This window comes from Leisingera sp. SS27 (genome assembly GCF_028368855.1).
Lineage (GTDB): Bacteria > Pseudomonadota > Alphaproteobacteria > Rhodobacterales > Rhodobacteraceae > Leisingera.
Genome location: NZ_JAQNCY010000013.1, coordinates 39,522 through 61,263, shown reverse-complemented (window position 1 = coordinate 61,263; position 21,742 = coordinate 39,522). Strand labels below are relative to the sequence as shown.

The following is a 21,742-nucleotide window of genomic DNA, read 5'->3' as shown; positions in this document are numbered from 1 at the left end:
CCTTGAAATTCGCCGGATGTGTAGGATTTTCCGGGAAAATTCTGCAAGAGACCTGGACTGAAAACAGAAAAAACACCGCCGGTTTGGCGGTGTTTTGCCGGAATCTGTAACACTTGGCGGAATGCTGCCGCGGGATTGGCGGGTCAGGCTGCTCCGAAGGGGGCATCCGAGCCCAGAATCTCCTCAGTGCCTTCACCGCATTGGGGCGGCGCGTGGCGGTAAGTGACTGGCGTGCGAGAGAAGTTCAGAGGGTTGCCCAGCAGCTTTACCGGGCCTGCTCCGGTCTCCATGCCGATTGCCATGTTCCGTGCTGCAACCTGACCGGTAGCAAAAAGGGTGTCCAGTGTCTGCACCGGGCCGGCCGGGACCTTGCGGGTTTCCATGGCGTCCAGAACTTCATCCGTGGTGTACCGCTGCACCGCGGGAATCAGCACGCTGTTCAGGGCATCGCGGTTTTGCAGGCGGGCCGGGTTTGTGGCGAAGCGCGGATCCTCTGCCAGGCCCTCGAGCTTCAGGAATTCCATGAAGCGGCGGAACTGGCTGTCGTTGCCCACGGCCAGGATCACATGGCCGCCGGAGGTTTCGTAAACCCCGTAGGGCATAATGCTGGGATGTTCGTTGCCGCGGCGTTTGGGGGGCTGGCCAGTGTTCAGATAGGCGACGCCCTCGTTGATCAGCCAGGCGATCTGGGCGTCGACCAGTGCCAGGTCGATCTGCTGGCCCTCGCCGGTTTTTTCGCGGTGGTGAAGGGCCGAAAGGATGCCGATGCAGGCATACATGCCGCACATCACATCGGCGATACCGACACCGGCCTTCATCGGCTGGCCCTCAGGTTCGCCGGTCAGCGACATGATGCCGCCGAAGCCCTGCGCCATGATGTCATAGCCGGGCTTGTGGCTGTTGGGGCCGGTCTGGCCGTATCCCGAAATGGAGCAGTAGATCAGGCCGGGGAGGTCGTCCTTGAGGCTGGCGTAGTCCAGCCCGTATTTCGCCAGCCCGCCGGGTTTGAAATTCTCGATCAGGATGTCGGCCTCTGCCGCCAAGCGGCGGATGGCCTGCTGGCCTTCTTCTGTTGCAATATCAATGGCAACGGAGCGTTTGTTGCGGTTGGCGGACATAAAATAGGCGGAGAGATCGGATTGCTGCCCGTCATCATCCACGACATAGGGCGGTCCCCACTGGCGGGTGTCGTCGCCGCCAGTCTTGGGGTTTTCCACCTTGATCACTGTTGCGCCAAGATCGCCCAGAAGCTGGGTGCAGGTCGGGCCTGCCAGAATGCGGGAGAGGTCGAGCACCTTGACCCCCTTCAGCGCGCCGTGGGGGAGAAGTTCAGATCCGGCCATCGTAGCCTCCGCGGTCGATCACTGCCGAGATGACGGTGAATTTTTCTGCTTTCATGGCGTCTTGCAGGGCGGTTCGCAAGTCAGCGCGGCTGGTGACTGTCACGCCGTTGCCGCCAAAGGCCCGGCCCATCGCGGCAAAATCATGCTCGGCGAAGTCCACACCGCCGTTGGCAAGCTGGCGCTGGCGCTGTTTCAGCTCAATCAGGGCAAGGCTGGCATCGGCGAAGACCACAAAGATGGGGGCCACGCCCAGTTCCGCTGCGGTGGCGAGCTCGCCCGCCACCATCAGGAAGCCGGCATCACCCGAGAAGCTGACCACGGGCCGGTCCGGCTGCGCCAGCTTGCGCCCGATTGCCATAGGAACGGCGCAGCCCATGGTGCAGAGGCCGGACGACTGGATCAGCCCGCGCGGTTCGGAACACTCCCACATCTGGCTGAGCAGAATACGGTGGGCCCCGCTGTCGGCAGTGGCGAGGGTTTCCGGCGGCAGCGTGGCGCGGCATTCAGCGATGACGCCGGCAGGGCCCCATTTCTCGTCAAGCGGGAAGGCCGCTGCCAGCGTGGACTTGACCGCAGCCGGGCGGCCATTTGCCCAGGTTTCGCGAGGGGCGGAGCCTTCGGAGAGGGCTTCCAGCGTAGGGATGATGGCGGTCAGGAAGTTGAGGCCTGCCTGATGCATGTAATGGGTGTTGGCCTCTGGCGCGATGTCGATGACGTTCTGGGTTTCCACGTTCCAGGCATTGCGCCATCCGGGGCGCATCTCGATCGGGTCATAGCCGATGGAGAGCACGAGGTCGGCCTCGCGCACCAGCGGCAGCAGATGCTTGTCGGCCAGCGGCGACAGGCCTGCGCCGCCCAGACAGAGGGGGTGGTCTTCTGGAAGGATGCCCTTGGCCTTGTAGGTGGTGACGAATGGGATCTGGTGTTTTTCGGCAAAGGCGCGGATTGCGTGGCCTGCATTCTCTTGCAGCGCGTCGAGGCCGATCACCGCTACCGGATGCTCGGCTGCCGCCAGCCAGGAACGCGCCTGCGCCAGTGCTTCTCCGCTTGGCGCGCTGGCACTTGCAGGCGCGCGGCGGATGCCGCGGTCTTTGGCCGGCGTGTCTGCCACCGAGATTGGCACGTCAATATGCACCGGCCCGTTGCGCGGCTCAGTTGCGATGGCAACTGCCTTGTCTGCGATCAGGTCCGCGGAATCCGGGTCCAGCCGGAAGGTGGCCTTGGTAATGGGCGTGAAGACCGCGCGGTGGTCGAGCACCTGATGCGTGTAGCTTTGCTCCTCAGCCGCATCGACGCAGCCGGTCAGCACCAGCATAGGCACCCGGTCCTGATGGGCGTTCGCGACCACGTTGATGCCATTCAGCGCGCCGGGGCCGAGGGTGGCAACCAGGATGACCGGCGCGCCGTCCGCGTGATGCATGCCTTCGCCCATGAAGCCCGCGCAGTTTTCATGTTTGGCCAGGTGAAACGCGATGCCTGCGCGTGTCAGCGCATCCACCAGCGTCAGCACCTCGCCGCCGGGCATTCCGAAGGCATGGCGGCAGCCTGCCTCATAGAGCCGCCGGGCCAGAACATCGGCTGCGCGTGAGGGTTCTGTCATCTTGTCCGTCCAATCCGTTGATTTGGCGCCAGATTGCCAAGGCTGCGCCCGCGCGCAAGCCCTCTCACGCCAGTGTGAGAAATGCTGCGGCGGATTTTGGCGCAAATGGGGGAGCATTTATGACAAGAAGGAAACCCCGGTTACCTTTGTGCCTTTTCAGCGATCAGGGCAAAACGCTGGTCGAGCTGGCCGGCCAGGCCAGACAGCTCTGCGCCGCCCTCATCCGAGTAAGGAGCGAAAACGTGCGAGGGCAGCTTGTAGGACAGTGTGGCGGTGCCGTCCGCTTCCTCTGTCACATACATGCGCACCGGGGCCTCGATCATCGCGGCAGTGGAGAGGGCGAGGATCTTGACTGCGAAGTCGTTGTTGAAAAGGCCGATCACGCGGTTGCCTGGGATGGTGATGCCGCGGGCGGCGGCAGCGCCGGTGGGGCCTGCCTGAGTGACGACGCCCAGACCCTGTTCCTTGGCGGCAGCTTTGATGTCCGCAACCAGATGATCGAAGGGTTTGGCGGTTTCATGCACGGCCCAGCCGTCGCGCGGGGCAATGCTGCCTGCTGAGGCGGTTGCGGCGGTGAGGATCAAAGCGGCGGTCAGGCGTTTGAAATACATGGGTCTCTCCAGAATGTCAGTGCAACCATATGAGTGTTGCAGCGGCCCGGGCGCTCACAATTGTGTGCGCAGCGAAGCTGCGGGTCAGACCGCGATCTTGCCGCCGCCTGTTTTGGTCACCACCACAACCGATGGCCGCGGCGGCATGGCGGGATCGAAATCCGGCCAGCGGGTAGCCGGGTCCTCGAAAGTGGATTCGCGTTCGAAGCCTTTCAGGTTTTTGGTGCCGTCGGTGCCGGGGTGCTGCACTGCCAGGAACAGGGTTTCATTGTCCGGGGTGAAGCAGGGGCCGCAAAGCTCCGCGCCGACCGGACAGCGGAAGAACAGCTTGGAGTGGCCGCGCAATCCGCCTTCGGTTTCCAAACCGTAAAGCCCGTCGGATTTGCCTGTCTTGTTCCACTTGCGGCCCTGGTCGGTGGCGACCCACAGGCGGCCTTGGGCGTCGATGGCGCAATTGTCGGGCGAGCCGAACCAGCCGTTGTCCGAGGTTTCCGGGTTCCACTGTGCGCCGACTTCCGCAATGGCGGGGTCTCCGCATTGCACCAGGATGGACCAGCTGCCGCGGGTGGCGGCGTGGTCGCTGCCCTCCTCCTTGATTTCGATGATATGGCCGAAGTCAGAGCCGGGCCGCGGGTTGGCGGCGTCGGTCTGGCCGGGCTTGCGTCTGGAGTTGTTGGTGAGCATGACAAAGGCGGTGCCGTCGCCGCGGGGGGAGACGTCTTCGGGGCGGTCCATCGGTGTCGCGCCCAGTGCATCCGCGGCCAGACGCGCATCAATCAGCACATCTGCCTGACTGGAAAACCCGTTTTCGGCCGTCAGCGGGCCGTGGCCGTGCACCAGCGGCAGCCAGTGCAGGGTGCCGTCCGGGTCAAACCGGGCCGCATAGAGCATGCCGTCGGAGAGCAGCCGGGTGTTGACGGTGCGGTCCTGCGAAACCGTTCGATTGGAAACGTATTTATAAAGGTATTCAAACCGGGCATCGTCGCCCATGTAGATCACCAGGCGGCCGTCTGCCGATAGGGTGGTTTCCGCGCCCTCATGTGCAAACCGGCCAAGCGCGGTGTGCTTCACCGGTACTGAGTTCGGATTCAGCGGATCAACCTCGACTACCCAGCCGAAGCGGTTCACTTCATTGGGTTCTTTATCGATGTTGAAACGGTTGTGGTATTTGCCCCAAGCGTACCACATGGCGGGCACGTTATAGCGGGCCATCTGTGCGGCTTCCGGCTGGCCTGAAAGATCGGGCTCGCCTCCGGCGTCGAGTTGACCGGTCCAGAAATAGCCGTGAAAGTTCTCCTCTGCCATCAGCCAGGTGCCCCAGGGGGTCATGCCGCCGGCGCAATTGTTCAGGGTGCCCATGACCTCTCGCCCCGTTGGATCCGCGCTGGTTTGCATCCGGGGGTGGCCGGCTGCGGGGCCGTCAATGGCCATGACCGTGTTCAGCGGCGAGATGCGGCGGTTCAGCTTGCTGTCCCCCATCACGGCCCATTTGCCGTTCGGATTCCGGGCAACCTCAACCACTGAGCCGCCGTGGGCAGCCATTTCGATATCCACCAGTTCCCGTGTCATTCCACTGAAGTCAGCCTTGTCCTGGCGGCCAAGGCCGGGGAACATCATTTCTTCGTTTGTGTATTCATGGTTGACGCACATGAGCCCGCGGGTGCCATCAGTGTTCAGGGGGAGGTAACCCACATAGTCGTTGTTGTAACCGAACTGCTGCAGCTGGGCTGCTGCGCTCTGGTTCCTCACGTCAAACTCGGGCGCATCTGCGGTGATGGGATCACCCCAGCGCAGCAGGATATCGGCGTCATAACCCGCTGCGACATGGTGGGTTTCGTCGTTGCCCCAGGCGGGTTCGTCGAATTTGAAACGGCTTTGAACGCTGGAGGCCGCCGCAGCTTGCTGCGGCCCGGTGAGGGCGGCAGAGCCGAAGAGGGCAGCAGCGGCAGAGGTGCCTAGCATCCCCTTCAAAACTGTGCGGCGGCCATAGCGGGCGGCGATCACATCTCCGATGGTGCGGCCGGGCTGCGGGTTGGCGGGGCAGTCGTCAGCGGCTTCGAAGGCTTCCGCCTTGTTACCGGTCAGAGGATTATTGATAATCTGCCTGCGGTTCATGGCTGCACTCCGGTTGGCGTGCCGCGCAGGGCGTCTTGCGCGGTATTTCCGCAACGCAGATTATTGAGCAGCCCGTTGGCGTCAATCGCCGTCGTTGCAGAAAATATCGTAGACCACTTCGAGAATGCGGCGGGGTTTGTCATCCGCCAGGCGGTAGTAGATTGCCTTGCCGTCGCGGCGCGGAACAACCAGCCCCTCCAGGCGCAAGCGGGACAGTTGCTGAGAGACGGCAGCCTGGCGGGCTGACAGCAATTGTTCCAGTTCTGTCACGGATTTTTCGCCAGAGACCAAATGGCACAGGATCATCAGCCGCCCCTGGTGGCTGATCGCCTTAAGGAAACTGGAAGCCCTGGTTGCGTTTGCGACCATCTGCTCCTTTTGTTCCGGATCCATGTCAGCTGAAAACTCGGGTAGTGGCATTTTGCGTCTCCAGGTGGCACCGGGGCGCCTTACTCCTTTTAAAAACTCGCGCAGACCGCGAACTCATGCGGTCCGTGCGTACTATCAACAGAATACCCAAAAGCGCTTAGCAGAACTTCCCGGAACGGCCAAAAGAAAAGTTACCAATTTGGTATTTGTGAAGAGAGCACCGGTCAGACAGGCTGCTGGGTGTCAGCTCCAGCCCTTGCGGAAGAAATGCGGCGAGGCGCCGAACTTGCGTTTGAACTGGCGCGAGAAATGCGTGGCCGAGTTAAATCCGGAGGCCAGTGCGATTTCGGTGACGCTCATCGAGGTTTCGTTCATCAGCGCAAAGGCGTGGCTGAGGCGCATGTCGAAGTAGACGTGCATCGGGCTTTGGTTCAGGTAGCGCGAGAACAGCCGTTCCAGCTGCCGGCGGGAGATGTCGAGCCGGTCGCAGAGGTCGCCGATCGACAGCGGTTCCTCAATCGATTCCTGCATCAGCTGCAGCGCGTTCAGCAAGCGCTGGTTGCGGCTGCCGATGGCCACCGCGTAATTCGATTTCTGCGGTGCCGCCTGGCCGCCGGAACGCACATGCAGGCACATGTCGGCGACGATAATCGCCAGTTGCTTGCCGTGGCGTTCCTCGATCAGGTGCAGCATCATGTCGGTTGCGGCATTGCCGCCGCCGCATGTCATCAGCGGGCCGGAGATTTCAAAGATATTGGGGGAGGGCTCCAGGCTGGGGTAGCTCTCCAGGAAGCCCGGCTGGTTCTCCCAATGCAGGGTGAACTTGTGGTTCTTGATCAGGCCGGCCTGGGCCAGTGCAAACGCGCCGGTGCAGATGCCGCCGATGGAGCGGCCAAAACGGCTTTCGCGGCGCAGCCAGTTCAGGGTGACCTCGCTGGCGGCGGCGTGCGGCTCGACACCCGCACAGACGAATCCCAGCGAATCTGAGGGCAGCGGCTGCAGTTGGGTGTCCGGGGTCACGACCATGCCATTGGAACAGCGCAGAGGCTGGCCGTCCTCTGTCATGATGTACCAGCGGTAAAGCCGGGTGCCGGTCACCTGGTTGGCAATGCGCAGGGGTTCGATAGCGGCGGCCACGGGCAGCATGGTGGCCTTGGGCAGCAGCAGAAAGTAGAAATCCTGCGGCTCGCCTTCGAATGGAATGGCGAGATTGGCAGCGGCGCCTTTCTGAACGAAGCTGTCATCGGACATGGCGGGACCCCAGCGCTGCACCCGGAGAAAACGCCGGGCGGAATTCGGACTTGATTTTGCTTCCTAAGGTGCTGGTGCCGCCGGCAGCCGGAGAATAGCGACAGCGTTCCAGCGGATTGCGACACCACATGCAGGTTTGCGTCACCGGGAAAATGCCTGCCGCCTCTTGCAGGTCAAAAGGGGCGATACTAAGACTCGGGTAACACACTGTCGGGTATGGTGCCGGACATAAACAACGCAGGCAGGTTGCAATGATTGATCCCAGAGAAACATACATGAACACCCTGGTCCCGATGGTGGTTGAGCAGACCAGCCGGGGCGAACGGGCCTATGACATCTTTTCCCGCCTTCTGAAGGAGCGGATCATCTTTCTGAACGGTCCGGTGCACGACGGGATGAGCTCGTTGATCGTGGCGCAGCTGCTGCATCTTGAGGCGGAAAACCCGTCCAAGGAAATCTCTATGTATATCAACAGCCCTGGCGGCGTTGTGACCTCTGGCCTGTCGATCTATGACACCATGCAATACATCAAGCCGAAGGTCTCGACCCTGGTGATCGGCCAGGCGGCCTCGATGGGCTCGCTGCTGCTGACAGCCGGTGAGCCGGGCATGCGTTTCAGCCTGCCGAACTCCCGCGTGATGGTGCACCAGCCCTCCGGCGGCTTCCAGGGCCAGGCGACCGACATCATGATCCACGCCGAGGAAACCCTGAAGCTGAAGAAGCGTCTGAACGAGATCTACGTCAAGCACACCGGCCAGGAATACGACACCATTGTCGACGCGCTGGAGCGCGACAACTTCATGGCACCGGAAGAGGCCAAGGAATTCGGCCTGATTGACGAGATCGTCGAGAACCGCGCCAAGGGCGATGACGAGCAGGCCTGACGCCTGAGTTTGTGAACAGCCGTGTGCCCCGGCGGTTAAGATGGGGCACACTTTCACATTGTGGCGGCCTAAGCACTGGCTTAAGCTGGCCAAAAGAGGAAATGCCCCGCAGTGCGGGGGCAGCGGACCGGGCGGACTGAAAGGTAGACCATGGCGACGAATTCAGGCGGCGACAGCAAGAACACCCTCTACTGCAGCTTCTGCGGCAAGAGCCAGCATGAAGTGCGCAAGCTGATCGCAGGCCCCACCGTATTCATTTGCGATGAATGCGTTGAACTGTGCATGGATATCATCCGTGAAGAGACCAAGGCGTCGGGCCTCAAGGCCACCGACGGCGTGCCGACGCCGAAGGATATCTGCCAGGTGCTGGATGATTACGTGATCGGCCAGGCAACCGCCAAGCGGGTGCTGTCGGTTGCCGTGCACAACCATTACAAGCGCCTGAATCATGCCCAGAAGGCGGGTTCGGACATTGAACTGGCGAAATCGAACATCCTGCTGATCGGCCCTACCGGCTGCGGCAAGACGCTGCTGGCGCAGACACTGGCGCGGATCCTGGATGTGCCTTTCACCATGGCGGATGCGACCACCCTCACTGAGGCCGGTTACGTTGGCGAGGATGTCGAGAACATCATCCTGAAGCTGCTGCAGGCGTCTGAATACAACGTCGAGCGGGCGCAGCGCGGCATCGTCTATATCGACGAGGTCGACAAGATCACCCGCAAGTCGGAAAACCCTTCGATCACCCGCGACGTGTCGGGCGAGGGCGTGCAGCAGGCACTGCTGAAGCTGATGGAGGGCACCGTGGCCTCCGTTCCGCCGCAGGGCGGGCGCAAGCATCCGCAGCAGGAATTCCTGCAGGTGGACACCACCAACATCCTGTTCATCTGCGGCGGCGCCTTTGCCGGCCTCGACAAGATCATCGCGCAGCGCGGCAAGGGCTCGGCAATGGGCTTTGGCGCCGATGTGCGTGACAATGACGAGCGCGGCGTTGGCGAGATCTTCCAGGATCTGGAGCCGGAAGACCTGCTGAAATTCGGTCTGATCCCGGAATTCGTCGGCCGTCTGCCGGTTCTGGCAACGCTGGAGGACCTGGACGAAGACGCGCTGGTTACCATCCTGACCATGCCGAAAAACGCCCTGGTCAAGCAGTACCAGCGCCTGTTCGAACTGGAAGACACCGAGCTGGACTTCACCGACGAAGCGCTGAGCGCGATTGCCAAGAAAGCAATCGAACGCAAGACCGGCGCCCGCGGCCTGCGCTCGATCATGGAAGATATCCTGCTGGATACCATGTTCGACCTGCCGGGCATGGACAGCGTGACCAAAGTGGTTGTGAACGAGGAGGCAGTGACCTCTGACGCGCAGCCGCTTATGATCCACGCGGATGCCGAGAAAGAGCCGGCGTCAGCAGGCTGACAATCGAAAGTTTCTGATATAGCGGCGCGGTGATTTCCGCGCCGCTTTCATGTTGAGGAGAAAAACATGATCAAGCGGATTTCTTCGGGCGGCGAGTTCGAGGCCAAGATCGGCTATTGCCGTGCCGTGGTCGCGGGCGGTTTCGTGCATGTGGCCGGAACGGTCGGTCAGGGCGATGACGTGGTGGCGCAGTGCCGCTCTGCGCTGGACACCATCGGCTCGGCGCTGGAAAAGGCTGGTGCGAGCTTTGCCGATGCGGTGCGGGTGAACTACTACCTGCCGGATGCAGCCGAGTTTGAACCCTGCTGGCCCATTCTGGCGGAAACTTTCGGCACCAACCCGCCGGCGGCGACCATGGTGGAATGCAACCTGATTGACCCCAAGTTCCGGATCGAGATCGAATTGACCGCCCTGGCGCCCGCGGAGGCTTGACCGGGCAGGCGGCGCAGCCGCCGCTGAGGCAAATCTGCCAAATCCCGCCAAGTCACAGGCAGCCCAAGGCGCAAGCCACTGGACCTTGGCGGGAAATTGGGCCATATCGAAGTCGGAAAAATCCGGAGGCACTCATGGGAATCCTGAACACTCTTCTGCGCGCTGTGACCTGGTGGAACGGTTCCACCCTGAACACCCGGATCTTCACCGCCCGCAATGGCATCAAGGTGGGTGAGGATGACCAGGGCAACGTGTTCTACCGCAACGCGGACGACAGCAAGCGCTGGGTGATGTTCAACGGCGAAGTGGAAGCCTCCCGCATCAGCCCCGACTGGCATGGCTGGCTGCACCGCACCTTTGACGACGTGCCGAGCGAGAAGCCGCTGAAACATAAGGCCTGGGAAAAGCCGCATCAGGAGAACCTGACCGGTACCATGATGGCCTATGCCCCAGCCGGGTCGATCCGTGCAGGCGGCGAACCGAAGGAACGCCGCGATTACGAGGCCTGGGTGCCCGAGTAAACACATCTGCCAAAAGGCTGATTTCATGTCCCATAATCCTACTGAAGTTTTTGCTGGCGGCATCGTGCTTGCGGCGGCCATCGGCTTTGCCGTTTACGCAGGGCAGGCGGCCGGCCTGTCGCGCAGCGGCTCCACCTATGATCTGACGGCGTCCTTCCGCTCTCTGGAAGGCGTCAGTGTCGGCACCGATGTGCGGCTTGCAGGTGTCAAGATCGGCACCGTGACCGGTGTTGACCTGAACCCTGAAACCTTCCGCGCCGATACCGTGTTTTCGGTGAAGGAGGGCATTGAGGTGCCCGACGACAGCGCAGTGGTGATCTCCTCCGAAGGCTTGCTGGGCGGCAACTTTGTCGAAATCATGCCGGGCGGGTCGCCCTTTGCCTTCGAGGCCGGTGATGAGATCGAAGACACTCAGGGTGCAGTCAGCCTGATTTCGCTCTTGGTGAAATTCGTGGCAGGCGGCGGGGAAGAATCTTGAAGCGCTTTGCAGCGGTACTGACGGCTGCCCTTCTGGCACTCCCCGCCTTGGCGCAGGAACAGGCCAGTCAAGGAACCGCGGCGGTGCTGCGGGCGCTCGACAAGGTCAACGGGCATTCTTTGGATGCCGAGGTGGCCATCGGCGCCAGCGCCGAGATGTTCGGCCTGCTGGTGACGGTTTCCGACTGCCGCTATCCGGCGGATAATCCGACCGGCGACGCCTATGCCTATTTGTCGGTGCGGGATCCCAAGAACGGGGCCGAGCATTTTCAGGGCTGGATGATTGCCTCCAGCCCGGCGCTGAACGCGCTGGATCACAACCGTTATGACGTCTGGGTCATCCGCTGCAAAAGCAGCTGAGAGTCCGGCACTGCGGGGCCCATGAAATCGGCATCCTTGTCCAGCGCCTCGCGCAAGAGCGCGCGGTAGCGCGCGCGGGTGACTTCGACGCCGCCAAGCGAGGCCAGATGCGGTGTAAGGAACTGAGTGTCGCACAAGGTAAAGCCCGCCTGCACCAGCCGGTCAGCGAGATACGCCAGTGCCACCTTGGAGGCGTCGCGGCGGCGGGAGAACATGCTTTCGCCGAAAAACGCCCCGCCCAGTGAGACGCCATAGGTGCCGCCTGCCAGATCACCCTGCTTCCAGACCTCCAGCGAATGGGCGTTGCCCATCATATGCAGGTCGAGGTAACGGTCGCGGATTTCGCTGTTGATCCAGGTCTCAGCCCGGTCGGCGCAGCCGTCTACCACGCCCGCAAAATCCCGGTTCACGGTGATCTCAAATCCGCCGTTGCGGATTCGTTTGGCGAGAGACCGTGAGATGCGGAATCCGTCCAGCGGCAGGATACCGCGCCGCTTGGGGTCGACCCAGAACACATCCGGGTCGTCGCGGTGTTCGGCCATCGGGAAAACACCGGCGGAATAGGCGTGCAGCAGGAGATCGGCAGTCAGGCTCATGATGCCGCCAGTATAAAGGGGAAAGGCAGGGAAAAGTAAAACGGGGCGCAACCTGATGGCGCGCCCCGCAGGATTTTAACCCGGTGTGTTCTCTTCCAGCCAGCGTTCCAGCCAGTGGATGCCGTAATCGCCGGTGTGGATGTCCTGCTCCTGCAGGAGCGCGTGGAACAGCGGCACGGTGGTGTCGATACCGTCGATGATCAGCTCTCCCAGGGCCCGGTTCAGGCGCGCCAGCGCCTCGGTCCGGTCGCGGCCGTGCACGATCAGCTTACCAATCAGCGAGTCATAGTAGGGCGGGATTGAGTAGCCGTCATAAAGTGCCGAATCCATCCGAACACCCAGGCCGCCGGGGGCATGGTACTGGGTGATCTTGCCCGGGCAGGGCGAGAAGTTCGGCAGTTTCTCGGCGTTGATCCGCACCTCGATGGCGTGGCCGTTGATCTCCAGATCGTCCTGGGTGAAGGACATCGGCAGGCCTTCGGCCACCCGGATCTGCTCGCGCACCAGGTCGACGCCGAAGATAGCCTCGGTCACCGGGTGCTCCACCTGCAGGCGGGTGTTCATCTCGATGAAGTAGAACTCGCCGTCTTCATAGAGGAACTCGACAGTGCCGGCGCCCGAATAGCCCATCTTACCGATGGCGTCGGCGCAGATTTTGCCGATGCGGGCGCGTTCTTCCGGGGTGATGCAGGGGCCGGGGGCCTCCTCGAAGACCTTCTGGTGGCGGCGCTGCAGGGAGCAGTCGCGTTCGGCCAGATGGATGCCGGTGCCCTTGCCGTCGCCAAAGACCTGAACCTCGATATGACGCGGCTTCTGGAGGTATTTCTCCATGTAGACTTCGTCATTGCCAAAGGCGGCCTTAGCCTCGGAGCGGGCGGTGGAGAAGGCCGAAACCAGCTCTTTCTCGTCCTTGGCCACCTTCATGCCGCGGCCGCCGCCGCCGGCGGTGGCCTTGATGATCACCGGGTAGCCCATGTCCTTGGCGGCCTTCTTGGCTGCCGCGATGTCGGGTACGCCGCCGTCGGAGCCGGGCACCACCGGGATGCCCAGGTTCTTGGCAGTTTCCTTGGCGGTGATCTTGTCGCCCATGATGCGGATATGCGCCGCAGAAGGACCGATGAAGGTCAGGCCGTGATCTTCGATGATCTGCACGAAGTTGGCGTTTTCCGACAGGAAGCCGTAGCCCGGGTGGATCGCCTGGGCGCCGGTGATCTCACAGGCGGAGATAATGGCCGGGATCGACAGGTAGCTTTGGGTGCCGGACGGCGGCCCGATGCAGACCGATTCATCGGCCATTCGGACGTGCATCGCGTCGGCATCCGCGGTGGAGTGCACCGCGACGGACTTGATGCCCATCTCGCGGCAGGCACGGATCACGCGCAGGGCGATCTCGCCGCGGTTGGCAATCAGGATCTTGTCAAACATGGCAGATCCTTACTCGATGATGGCCAGGGGGGTTCCGAATTCAACGGCGGCGCCGTCTTCGACCAGGATGCGCTTAACGGTGCCGGATTTCGGCGCCGGGATGTGGTTCATGGTCTTCATGGCTTCGACGATCAGCAGGGTGTCGCCTTCGCTGACCTGTGCGCCAACGGAGATGAAGGAAGGCGCGCCGGGCTCCGGCTGCAGGTAAACGGTGCCGACCATCGGCGAGGTCACGGCGCCGGGGTGGCTGGCCGGATCGTCATTTGCGGCTGCGGGGGCGGCAGCGGCAGGCGCAGCGGCGGCAGCAATCGGTGCGGGGGCAGCGGCAGGCACTGCGACCTGAACCGGGGCGGCTGCAACTGCAGTCTGACGGGAGACGCAGACGTTCAGGCTGTCATCCTCGCCGTATTCGCGTTTGACCTGAAGTTCGGTCAGGTCGTTTTCGCGCAGCAGCTCCGCCAGCGCCTTGATGAATGCCACGTCAGCTTCGTGAGATTTGTTGGTCATATTGTCCTCAGCCAATTCCGACAGGCCCGCCGGAGGGGCGGGCAGGAAATTAGGGCGCTTATAGGGCAAGGATTACCGCAAGGAAAGCACTCCTGAACTGCGGTGTAACATGAGGTCTATGGCGCGGATTCGCAATTGCCTGCGGGAATTTCCTGCCTATAGCGGCATCCCGGTCAGTTTGGCTACCAGCTCAGGCAGTTTGCGGGCGCCGAATTTCTGCAGCAGGTGCGCGCGGTGGCTCTCCACAGTGCGGTAGGAGAGATCCAGCTGCTTGCCGATTTCCTTGGCTGACAACCCCTTGCAGGTGAGGATCGCTACCTCGCGTTCCCGCGGGGTCAGGGAGACAACCGGGCGGTCGTCGGAGATGTCCGCAAAGGACCAGATGCCGGTTTGAAACGGAGCCTCAGGCGTCACGGAACGGCCGCGCACCCGGCACCAGAACAATCCCCCCGTCCGGCGGCGCATGATGCGCTCGTCGCTGTAGCTGCCGCCTTGGGCCTCTGGCTGCTGCAGGAGGGCGCCGATACGGTTGAAATCCTCCTGGCTGGGGTACAGCTCAGCAATCAGCATGCCGGAAAAATCGCAGGGCGCGCCGCCGAAGGTCGCGGCGAATTGCAGGTTGCACCGGGTGATGACGCGGCGTTCCAGAACCGCAAGGCCAACAGGGGCATGGTCAAAGGCAAGATCGCTCATATGGTATTCTTACGCAGGTATTTTCGCGGAATTGAAGGGCTTTGCCCTTGCGTGCCAGTTTCGGGCCGCAACGGCAAGACGGGGAGGCAATTGGGATGAATATAGCGGTGTGGCTTGCTCGGATGGCCGCGGCAGAAGGGGCACGGCCGGCGTTGTTTCTGGGGCAGGATATGGTTGCGGACTACGCGGGGTTTCATGCGAAGGCGGCATCACTCGCGGGCTGGCTGCGGTCGCAGGGCATCGTGCCGGGCGACCGGGTTGGCATCTTCATGCAGAACTGCCCGGACTATCTGATTGCGCTCTATGGTATCTGGTATGCCGGGGCAGCGGCGGTGCCGATCAATGCCAAGCTGCACGGCAAGGAAGCCGAGTTTATCCTTGAAAACTCAGGTGCAGAGCTGGTGTTCACGTCGCCAGGCCTGACGGAGGCGGTCCAACGGGCTGAGGCTGCGGTGCTCTGTGTGGACATCACCGGCCCGGAGTATGCGGATGCCTTGCAGGCTGATCCGGTGGCGGAAACCGCGCCGCGCCTTCCGGAAGATCTGGCCTGGCTGTTTTACACCTCTGGCACCACGGGCCGGCCCAAGGGGGTGGTGATCACTCACCGGATGCTGATGACCATGGCCATTGCCTACTTCGCGGACGTGGATCAAGTGAGCGCGGAGGATCACGCGCTGTACGCGGCGCCGATGAGCCACGGGGCGGGGATCTATGCAATCCAGCATGTTCTGGCAGGTGCGCGGCATGTCTGCCCGGTGTCCGAAGGCTTTGACGAGGCGGAGATCTTTGAGCTTGCCGAGCATTTCGGGCGGGTCCACATGTTTGCCGCACCAACAATGGTCACGCGCATGGCCTCAGAAGCCAAGCGGCTGGACCGCAAGGGCGAGGGTTTGCGCACGGTCGTTTATGCCGGCGGGCCGATGTATGTCGCCGACATTATGGAGGCGGTGGAGCAATTCGGTCCGGTCTTTGTGCAGGTCTACGGGCAGGGCGAATGCCCGATGGCGATCACCGCGCTGCCGCGCCATGACGTGCAGGACCGTTCGCATCCGCGCTGGAAAGAGCGGCTGGCCAGCGTCGGCAAGGCGCAGAGCGTAGTGGAAGTGCGGATTGGTACGCCGGAGGGCGCGTTCCTGCCTCCAGGCAGCCATGGCGAGATCATGGTGCGCGGCGACACGGTGATGCCCGGGTACTGGCAGAACCCCGACGCGACAGCAAAGACGCTGATCAACGGCTGGCTGATGACAGGCGATATGGGGGTTCTGGACGAAGATGGGTATCTTACTCTGCAGGACCGCTCCAAGGATATGATCATCACCGGCGGCTCAAACGTCTACCCGCGCGAGGTGGAGGAGGTGCTTCTGATGCATCCGCACGTGAGCGAGGTGTCTGTGGTGGGTCGGCCGCATGCGGATTGGGGCGAGGAAGTGGTGGCCTTTGTTGTGGGCGACGCGCCGGATGCGGAACTGGACGATCTTTGCACCGGCCAGATTGCGCGGTTTAAACGCCCCAAGGCGTATTTGCGTATCGAAGCCTTGCCCAAGAACAACTATGGCAAGGTACTGAAAACGGAGTTGCGGAAGATGGTCTGAACGCGCGTCACGCCGGGCGGGCGTCAGCGACTTCGCTGCGGTCAGCCTGACGCCGCCCCATCATCGTGTCGATCAGGAGGCTCATCAGTTCTGCACGGTTAGCAGTGCCGGACTTGCGGTAGATCGCATTCAATTGAGCCTTGATGGTGCCTTCGGCACTGCCGCGCATGGCGGCGATCTCAGCGGTGCTGAGTCCTTTGACCAGGAAGGTTGCGACGTCAAGCTCTGCGGGCGTCAGGTTCCAATTGGCAAACTCGGCGTCGATCACCTCCTGCACCGCAGCTTGCGCGGAGGTCAGGCTTTCCTCCAGATGCGCTTTGCGGCGCAGCAGCCACATCAGGATACGGGTCTCGATCACGATGGCTGCCGCCAGCGCCAGCGCCGCCAGCCCCTCGATATAGGCGTGCGGGCCTTCGCCTTGCTCAGCTTCTGCGGCTTCCATGCCGGAGAGATCAGCAACCATATCGCCCAGAAACACCGCCGCGCAGAGGGCCTGCACGGCGATGACGGCAATCAGGATCCAGGGTTTGGCCGGGTCTTGCCGGTTTGGGTTCATGGCGCAGGCTCCGCGTCGGTCTCAGGCAGCTCTTTGTAGCCAGTGACCATGGCTCGCGCCAGATTGACTTTGGTCCGGCGGCTTTCGAACAGCACCGCAGCCACATGCAGGACAACCGAGAGTTCCGCCCAGGAAACCAGCGCCTCATGCAGGTCTTCCGGCCAGCCGGTACCCTGAAACGCTGGTGAGGCCGCCATCCAGCCGGTCAGGGCCACCGCCAGCAGTGTCAGCAGCAGGTTGTAGATCATTAAGGCACCCAAGGGGCTGTGGCCCTTGTGATGGCGCACCCGCCCTGTGGCGATATCGGTAAGTTGACCGGCTGCGGCACTGGGATCAGGCGGGAAGCTGGAGAAACGGGCATAGCGGCTGCCGGTCAGCCCCCAGATCATGCGCAGCCCCACTAGTGCCGCAATGAAGTAGCCAATAGTGTGATGAAGCGTTCCGTCCGGATCGGTCAGCAGCGCGTTGGCAGCAAAGCCGGCAGCCAGAAGCCAGTGGAACGACCGTACCAGTGGATCCCAGACATAGTCTTTTTGCATGTCATTCTCCTGTTGATCCCGAATGCGATGGCTATCGCATCCGGGAGACATGACTTTACGGGTGATCAGTCGTCTTCGTTGTCATCGTCGATCTTCACGATTTCGAACTGGTCGTTCAGGTACACCTCGTATTCCTTGCCTTCCTTGGAGGCTTCGGCTTCGAACATGCCGTCTTCGGCTTCGATTTCGGTGATTTCAAATCCCTGACCCTTCAGCAGGTCGCGGATTTTGGTTTCAGCTTCAGTGCCGATGGCGCCTTCAGAGGCAAAAGCCGCCGCCGCAGGAAGGGTAAGGGCAAGGGCGAGAAGCTTCAGGGAATTACGCATTTCAGGGTCCTTTCCGAGTTTTGTCAGTTGCCGCACCGGACTGGCGCAGGCTGTGGCATCGACATCGGGAGCAGGGCGGACGTGCTGAATAGGCGCCAGGTTGGAAAAGGACGGAAAACCGCTGCCTATACCCGGAGTTTATGTGGCAAAGCGGGATGCTTGGTTGCCTTGAAGCTCTAGAAAAAAAGAGGAGGCCAGCCCCAAACGGAGCCGGCCTCAGTGACCCTGTGCCGGCACATGGATGGCCGGCACCGCGGAGATGAATTCTTGGGTTCGGTTCAGATCGCCAGGTATTCGGCGCGCAGTTCCTCGTTTTCCAGAACCTCGGCGGCGGTGCCGTCAAAGACGATGCCGCCGGTATCGAGGATCACCGCACGGTCCGCCAGTTCCAGGGCGCGGACCGCATTCTGCTCGACAATGATGGTTGTCATGCCCTGTTCCTTGATGTGGATGAGGGTCTTTTCAATCTCGTCCACGATGACCGGGGCGAGGCCTTCGTAGGGTTCGTCAAGGAGCAGCACCTTGATGTCGCGGGCCAGCGCCCGGGCTATCGCCAGCATCTGCTGCTCGCCGCCGGACAAGGTCACGCCTTCCTGCTTGCGGCGTTCGCCAAGGCGCGGGAACAGGTCATAGAGACGCTCCAGCGACCAGCCGATGGGCGGGGCGATCTGCGCCAGCTGCAGGTTTTCCTCGACCGTCAGGCCGGGGATGATGCGTCGGTCTTCGGGCACCAGACCCAGCCCGGCTGCGGCGGCCTCGTGCGAGGCCATGTTGTGCAGCGGCTTGTGGTCCAGCCAGATTTCGCCGCGGGTCACCATGGGGGAGCCAGTGCGGGCGATGGACCGCAGGGTCGATGTCTTGCCCGCGCCGTTGCGGCCCAAGAGTGCCAGGATCTCACCTTCGTGGACGTTGAAGCTGATGCCCTGCACGATGTAACTCTCGCCGTAATAGGCATGCACATCCCAGACTGACAGGAAGGCCGGGGCAGTGGTTGCCACATTGGCGTTCTTGGAGAAATCGGGTTTTACGTTCATCTTGGTTCCTCCTTACGCCGACTCGCCCAGATACGCTTCGCGCACCTTCGGGTTGCCGCGGATGTTTTGCGGATCGTCCTCCACCAGCGGGGTGCCCTGGGCCAGAACCGTGATCCGGTTGGCGAGGCTGAACACCACGTGCATGTCGTGCTCGATGATTGCGATGGTGATGTCGCGCTCGTCGCTGATCTGTTTCAGCAGGTCGATCGTGTTGTTGGTGTCAGCCCGCGCCATGCCCGCTGTCGGTTCATCCAGCAGCAACAGGCGGGGTTCCTGGCTCAGGCACATGCCGATCTCCAGCCGCCGTTTGTCGCCGCGGGACATGGCAGCGGCGTGCATGTGCCGCTTGTCCGCCATGTTCATCTCTTCCAGCATGTGCTCTGCCTTTTGCAGGATGTCCTTCTGCCGCAGAACTGAGGACAGGGCGTTCAGTTCAAACGCGCCGTCGCGCTTGGCAAAGCAGGGGATCATCATGTTCTCCAGCACCGTCAGGTCGCCGAAAATCTCTGGCGTCTGGAACACGCGGGAAATGCCCATCTGGTTGATTTCATAAGGCGCGCGGCCCAGCACCGACTGTCCGTCGAACATGACCGAGCCTGTGTCGGGGATCAGCTTGCCCACCAGGCAGTTCAGAAGGGTGGACTTGCCCGCGCCGTTCGGGCCGATGATTGCATGGACCGAGTTTTCCTGAACGCTGAGGTTCACGTTCGAGAGCGCCTGCAGGCCGCCGAACCGTTTCCCCACGTCTTTGACTTCAAGGATACCCATTGTTCTGTCTCCTTATTCCGCGGGGTTCGTTTCGCCGGAGGTGTTGCTGCCCTTGGCCTTGCGGCGGCTGAGCCAGCCCTTGATCCGCTGGCCGCCTTCAACCAGGCCGCCGGGCAGGAAGATCACCACAAGCATGAACAGGATGCCCAGGGTCAGGTGCCAGCCCTTGCCGATGAAGGGGTGGATGATGAAGACAACGGCATCCTCCATTCCGTCGGGCAGGAAACTGAACCAGGTGTGCAGCACGTTGTCGTTGATCTTGGAGAAGATGTTCTCAAAGTATTTGATGAAGCCGGCGCCCAGCACCGGGCCGATCAGCGTGCCGGCACCGCCGAGGATGGTCATCAGCACCACCTCGCCGGAGGCTGTCCACTGCATCCGCTCGGCGCCCGCCAGCGGGTCCATCGAGGCCATCAGCCCGCCTGCAAGCCCCGCATACATGCCGGAGATCACAAAGGCCGCCAGGGTGTAAGGCCGGGTGTTGAGGCCGGTGTAGTTCATCCGCTGCTGGTTCGACTTCACCGCCCGCAGCATCATGCCGAAAGGCGAGCGGAAGATGCGGATCGACAGGTAGAAGGCAGCCAGCATGATCAGCGCGCAGAGGTAGTAGCCCGCGTTGAACTGGAAGGCCCAGGGGCCAACAGCCATCTCGAAGGTGGAGCGCATTTCCAGGCCGAACAGGTTGGTTACCGGGATCGAGCCATCCGTGGTGGCGGAGACGCCCAGGATGCGGGGGTCTTCCAGCGTCAGCTGCAGGCCGGTTTCGCCATTTGTGATCGGCGTCAGAACCGAATAGGCGAGGTTGAAGGACATCTGCGCAAAGGCCAGCGTCAGGATTGAGAAGTAGATGCCGGAACGGCGCAAGGATACAAAGCCGATGAGCAGTGCAAACAGGCCCGCAACGATGACCGACAGCACAATTGCCGGGATCACGTTCATGCCGATCAGCTTGAACATCCAGACTGCAGAGTAGGAACCGACCCCCAGGAAGGCCGCATGGCCGAAGGAGAGGTAGCCGGTGAGGCCGAAGAGGATATTAAATCCGATGGCAAAGATCCCGAAAATCACAAACCGCTGCATCAGGTCCGGATAGCCTGCGTTGAACTGCGCCAGTGCACTGTCCGTCGGGAACGGGTTCAGGATAAAGGGCGCAAGAAGTGCGAGGCAGGCGACGATGATCAGCTTTGAAGTGTCTTTTTTGTCTAGTCCGAACATGTCTTATTCCTCCATCACGCCTTTGCGGCCCATCAGGCCCCGCGGCCGGGTCAGCAGAATGATGATTGCGACCACGTAGATGATGATCTGGTCGATGCCGGGCAGCAGTGATTTGACCTCGTTCATTGAGGCAAAGCTTTCGAGAACGCCCAGCAGGAAACCTGCCAGCACCGCGCCGGGCAGCGAGCCCATGCCGCCGACAACCACCACCACAAAGCTGAGAACCAGGAAGTCCATGCCCATGTGGTAGTTGGGGGAGTTGATTGGCGTGTACATCACACCCGCGAGGCCGGCGACAGCGGCCGCGATGCCGAACATGATGGTGAAGCGGCGGTCGATGTTGATGCCCAGCAGGCCCACGGTTTCACGGTCTGCCATGCCGGCCCGCACCACCATCCCGAAGGTGGTGAATTGCAGGAAGCTGAAGATGCCGCCGATGATCAGAACCGCAAAGAAGAAATAGACCACGCGCCAGACCGGATAGACGATGTCCATGCCGATGGCAGCGCCCAGGTTCACCACGCCATTCAATGCGTCCGGGGCCGGGGTCTGGATCGGGTTGGCGCCATAGAAGTACTTCACCACTTCCTGCAGCACGATGGCGAGGCCGAAGGTCACCAGGATCTGGTCGGCATGGGGGCGTTTGTAAAAATGCTTGATCAGCCCGCGCTCCATCACATAGCCGACACCGATCATGATCGGGATCGCAAAGAGGATCGCCAGGGGCACCGCCCAGTCGATGATCGAGCCGCCGATGTCGGGGCCGAACCAGGCCTCCACATAGGGGGTTTTTACCTTGAGCGGGTTGCCCAGAAAGTCCTTCTGGGTTTCGTCCACAAGCTCAAAGCTGAGGTTCAGGATGCGCTGCAGGGTGACGGCGCAGAATGCGCCGATCATGAACAGCGCCCCATGGGCAAAGTTCACCACGCCCAGCGTGCCGAAAATAAGTGTCAAACCAAGCGCGATCAGCGCATAGGCCGAGCCCTTGTCGAGCCCGTTCAGAATTTGCAGGAGAATGGCGTCCATGGGTCCCACCGTGCGTCAGGTTGGGGAAGGCCCGCCCGGCGGGGGAGCGGACGGGCCGGTTGGGGCAGCCGGAGGCCGGTACG

The 21,742-nt window shown here is 62.0% G+C and carries 24 protein-coding genes; 7 read left to right on the top strand and 17 right to left on the bottom strand.

Annotated features, from left to right (window positions below):
- Positions 1 to 143 precede the first annotated feature (143 nt).
- The 6 genes from N6L27_RS20030 to N6L27_RS20005 form a co-directional block, all read right to left on the bottom strand.
- Positions 144 to 1,343: a CaiB/BaiF CoA transferase family protein gene (locus N6L27_RS20030; protein ID WP_271909206.1), complete on the bottom strand. Its 1,200-nt coding sequence runs from the start codon at positions 1,341 to 1,343 to the stop codon at positions 144 to 146.
- Entirely contained in the window at positions 1,330 to 2,943 is a 1,614-nt protein-coding gene (locus N6L27_RS20025; protein ID WP_271909205.1) for a thiamine pyrophosphate-binding protein, read from the bottom strand. Before N6L27_RS20025 ends, N6L27_RS20030 begins: the two co-directional genes overlap by 14 nt.
- Before the next feature lie 140 nt (positions 2,944 to 3,083).
- Complete coding sequence (locus tag N6L27_RS20020) at positions 3,084 to 3,554, bottom strand: DUF302 domain-containing protein (protein ID WP_271909204.1); 471 nt, start codon at positions 3,552 to 3,554, stop codon at positions 3,084 to 3,086.
- A gap of 84 nt (positions 3,555 to 3,638) precedes the next feature.
- The gene (locus N6L27_RS20015) at positions 3,639 to 5,669 is read right to left on the bottom strand and encodes a PhoX family protein (protein ID WP_271909203.1); all 2,031 of its coding nucleotides are present in this window, start codon (positions 5,667 to 5,669) and stop codon (positions 3,639 to 3,641) included.
- An 81-nt stretch (positions 5,670 to 5,750) separates the two neighbouring features.
- Positions 5,751 to 6,089, bottom strand: a complete 339-nt coding sequence (locus N6L27_RS20010) for an ArsR/SmtB family transcription factor (RefSeq protein ID WP_271909202.1) — start codon at positions 6,087 to 6,089, stop codon at positions 5,751 to 5,753.
- A gap of 192 nt (positions 6,090 to 6,281) precedes the next feature.
- Positions 6,282 to 7,289, bottom strand: coding sequence for a GlxA family transcriptional regulator (locus N6L27_RS20005; RefSeq protein ID WP_271909201.1), 1,008 nt, complete (start codon positions 7,287 to 7,289; stop codon positions 6,282 to 6,284).
- A 251-nt stretch (positions 7,290 to 7,540) separates the two neighbouring features.
- Here N6L27_RS20005 and N6L27_RS20000 point away from each other — a divergent pair, with 251 nt between their 5' ends.
- From N6L27_RS20000 to N6L27_RS19975, 6 genes are all read left to right on the top strand, one after another.
- Positions 7,541 to 8,173 carry an ATP-dependent Clp protease proteolytic subunit gene (locus N6L27_RS20000; RefSeq protein WP_271909200.1) on the top strand — a complete coding sequence of 211 codons (633 nt, stop codon included), beginning with the start codon at positions 7,541 to 7,543 and terminating at the stop codon, positions 8,171 to 8,173.
- 150 nt (positions 8,174 to 8,323) lie between these two features.
- Entirely contained in the window at positions 8,324 to 9,592 is a 1,269-nt protein-coding gene (gene clpX / locus N6L27_RS19995; protein WP_271909199.1) for an ATP-dependent Clp protease ATP-binding subunit ClpX, read from the top strand.
- A 66-nt stretch (positions 9,593 to 9,658) separates the two neighbouring features.
- Positions 9,659 to 10,024, top strand: a complete 366-nt coding sequence (locus N6L27_RS19990) for a RidA family protein (protein WP_271909198.1) — start codon at positions 9,659 to 9,661, stop codon at positions 10,022 to 10,024.
- 134 nt (positions 10,025 to 10,158) lie between these two features.
- The gene (locus N6L27_RS19985) at positions 10,159 to 10,545 is read left to right on the top strand and encodes an NADH:ubiquinone oxidoreductase subunit NDUFA12 (protein WP_271909197.1); all 387 of its coding nucleotides are present in this window, start codon (positions 10,159 to 10,161) and stop codon (positions 10,543 to 10,545) included.
- Positions 10,546 to 10,570: 25 nt separating this feature from the next.
- On the top strand, positions 10,571 to 11,023 hold the full coding sequence (gene mlaD / locus N6L27_RS19980; RefSeq protein ID WP_271909196.1) for an outer membrane lipid asymmetry maintenance protein MlaD: 453 nt from the start codon (positions 10,571 to 10,573) through the stop codon (positions 11,021 to 11,023).
- Positions 11,020 to 11,382 (top strand): DUF2155 domain-containing protein, encoded by a 363-nt coding sequence (locus N6L27_RS19975; protein ID WP_271909195.1) that lies wholly within the window; start codon positions 11,020 to 11,022, stop codon positions 11,380 to 11,382. The genes mlaD and N6L27_RS19975 overlap by 4 nt, the downstream gene beginning before the upstream one ends.
- On the opposite strand, the gene aat is transcribed toward N6L27_RS19975, so the two are convergent.
- The 4 genes from aat to N6L27_RS19955 all read right to left on the bottom strand — a co-directional run bounded on the left by aat (position 11,346) and on the right by N6L27_RS19955 (position 14,603).
- A complete protein-coding gene (aat, locus tag N6L27_RS19970) occupies positions 11,346 to 11,978 on the bottom strand; it encodes a leucyl/phenylalanyl-tRNA--protein transferase (RefSeq protein WP_271909194.1) in 633 nt (210 codons plus the stop codon). The genes N6L27_RS19975 and aat overlap by 37 nt on opposite strands.
- A 75-nt stretch (positions 11,979 to 12,053) precedes the next feature.
- Positions 12,054 to 13,403, bottom strand: a complete 1,350-nt coding sequence (gene accC, locus N6L27_RS19965; protein WP_271909192.1) for an acetyl-CoA carboxylase biotin carboxylase subunit — start codon at positions 13,401 to 13,403, stop codon at positions 12,054 to 12,056.
- A 9-nt stretch (positions 13,404 to 13,412) separates the two neighbouring features.
- Positions 13,413 to 13,910: an acetyl-CoA carboxylase biotin carboxyl carrier protein gene (gene accB, locus N6L27_RS19960; RefSeq protein WP_271909191.1), complete on the bottom strand. Its 498-nt coding sequence runs from the start codon at positions 13,908 to 13,910 to the stop codon at positions 13,413 to 13,415.
- A gap of 156 nt (positions 13,911 to 14,066) precedes the next feature.
- Entirely contained in the window at positions 14,067 to 14,603 is a 537-nt protein-coding gene (locus N6L27_RS19955) for a LuxR family transcriptional regulator (RefSeq protein ID WP_271909189.1), read from the bottom strand.
- A gap of 95 nt (positions 14,604 to 14,698) precedes the next feature.
- On the opposite strand from N6L27_RS19955, the gene N6L27_RS19950 reads away from it, so the two are divergent.
- Positions 14,699 to 16,195, top strand: a complete 1,497-nt coding sequence (locus tag N6L27_RS19950; RefSeq protein ID WP_271909188.1) for a class I adenylate-forming enzyme family protein — start codon at positions 14,699 to 14,701, stop codon at positions 16,193 to 16,195.
- Between the two features lie 7 nt (positions 16,196 to 16,202).
- On the opposite strand, the gene N6L27_RS19945 is transcribed toward N6L27_RS19950, so the two are convergent.
- The 7 genes from N6L27_RS19945 to N6L27_RS19915 form a co-directional block, all read right to left on the bottom strand.
- A complete protein-coding gene (locus N6L27_RS19945; RefSeq protein WP_271909187.1) occupies positions 16,203 to 16,751 on the bottom strand; it encodes a helix-turn-helix transcriptional regulator in 549 nt (182 codons plus the stop codon).
- On the bottom strand, positions 16,748 to 17,290 hold the full coding sequence (locus N6L27_RS19940) for a cytochrome b/b6 domain-containing protein (protein WP_271909186.1): 543 nt from the start codon (positions 17,288 to 17,290) through the stop codon (positions 16,748 to 16,750). The genes N6L27_RS19945 and N6L27_RS19940 overlap by 4 nt, the downstream gene beginning before the upstream one ends.
- Before the next feature lie 65 nt (positions 17,291 to 17,355).
- Positions 17,356 to 17,616 (bottom strand): PepSY domain-containing protein, encoded by a 261-nt coding sequence (locus tag N6L27_RS19935; protein WP_271909185.1) that lies wholly within the window; start codon positions 17,614 to 17,616, stop codon positions 17,356 to 17,358.
- Between the two features lie 278 nt (positions 17,617 to 17,894).
- Positions 17,895 to 18,650 carry an ABC transporter ATP-binding protein gene (locus N6L27_RS19930; protein WP_019295845.1) on the bottom strand — a complete coding sequence of 252 codons (756 nt, stop codon included), beginning with the start codon at positions 18,648 to 18,650 and terminating at the stop codon, positions 17,895 to 17,897.
- 12 nt (positions 18,651 to 18,662) lie between these two features.
- Complete coding sequence (locus N6L27_RS19925; protein WP_039182332.1) at positions 18,663 to 19,418, bottom strand: ABC transporter ATP-binding protein; 756 nt, start codon at positions 19,416 to 19,418, stop codon at positions 18,663 to 18,665.
- Positions 19,419 to 19,430: 12 nt separating this feature from the next.
- Positions 19,431 to 20,633, bottom strand: coding sequence for a branched-chain amino acid ABC transporter permease (locus tag N6L27_RS19920; protein WP_271909184.1), 1,203 nt, complete (start codon positions 20,631 to 20,633; stop codon positions 19,431 to 19,433).
- 3 nt (positions 20,634 to 20,636) lie between these two features.
- On the bottom strand, positions 20,637 to 21,659 hold the full coding sequence (locus N6L27_RS19915) for a branched-chain amino acid ABC transporter permease (protein ID WP_039182337.1): 1,023 nt from the start codon (positions 21,657 to 21,659) through the stop codon (positions 20,637 to 20,639).
- Between the last annotated feature and the right edge of the window lie 83 nt (positions 21,660 to 21,742).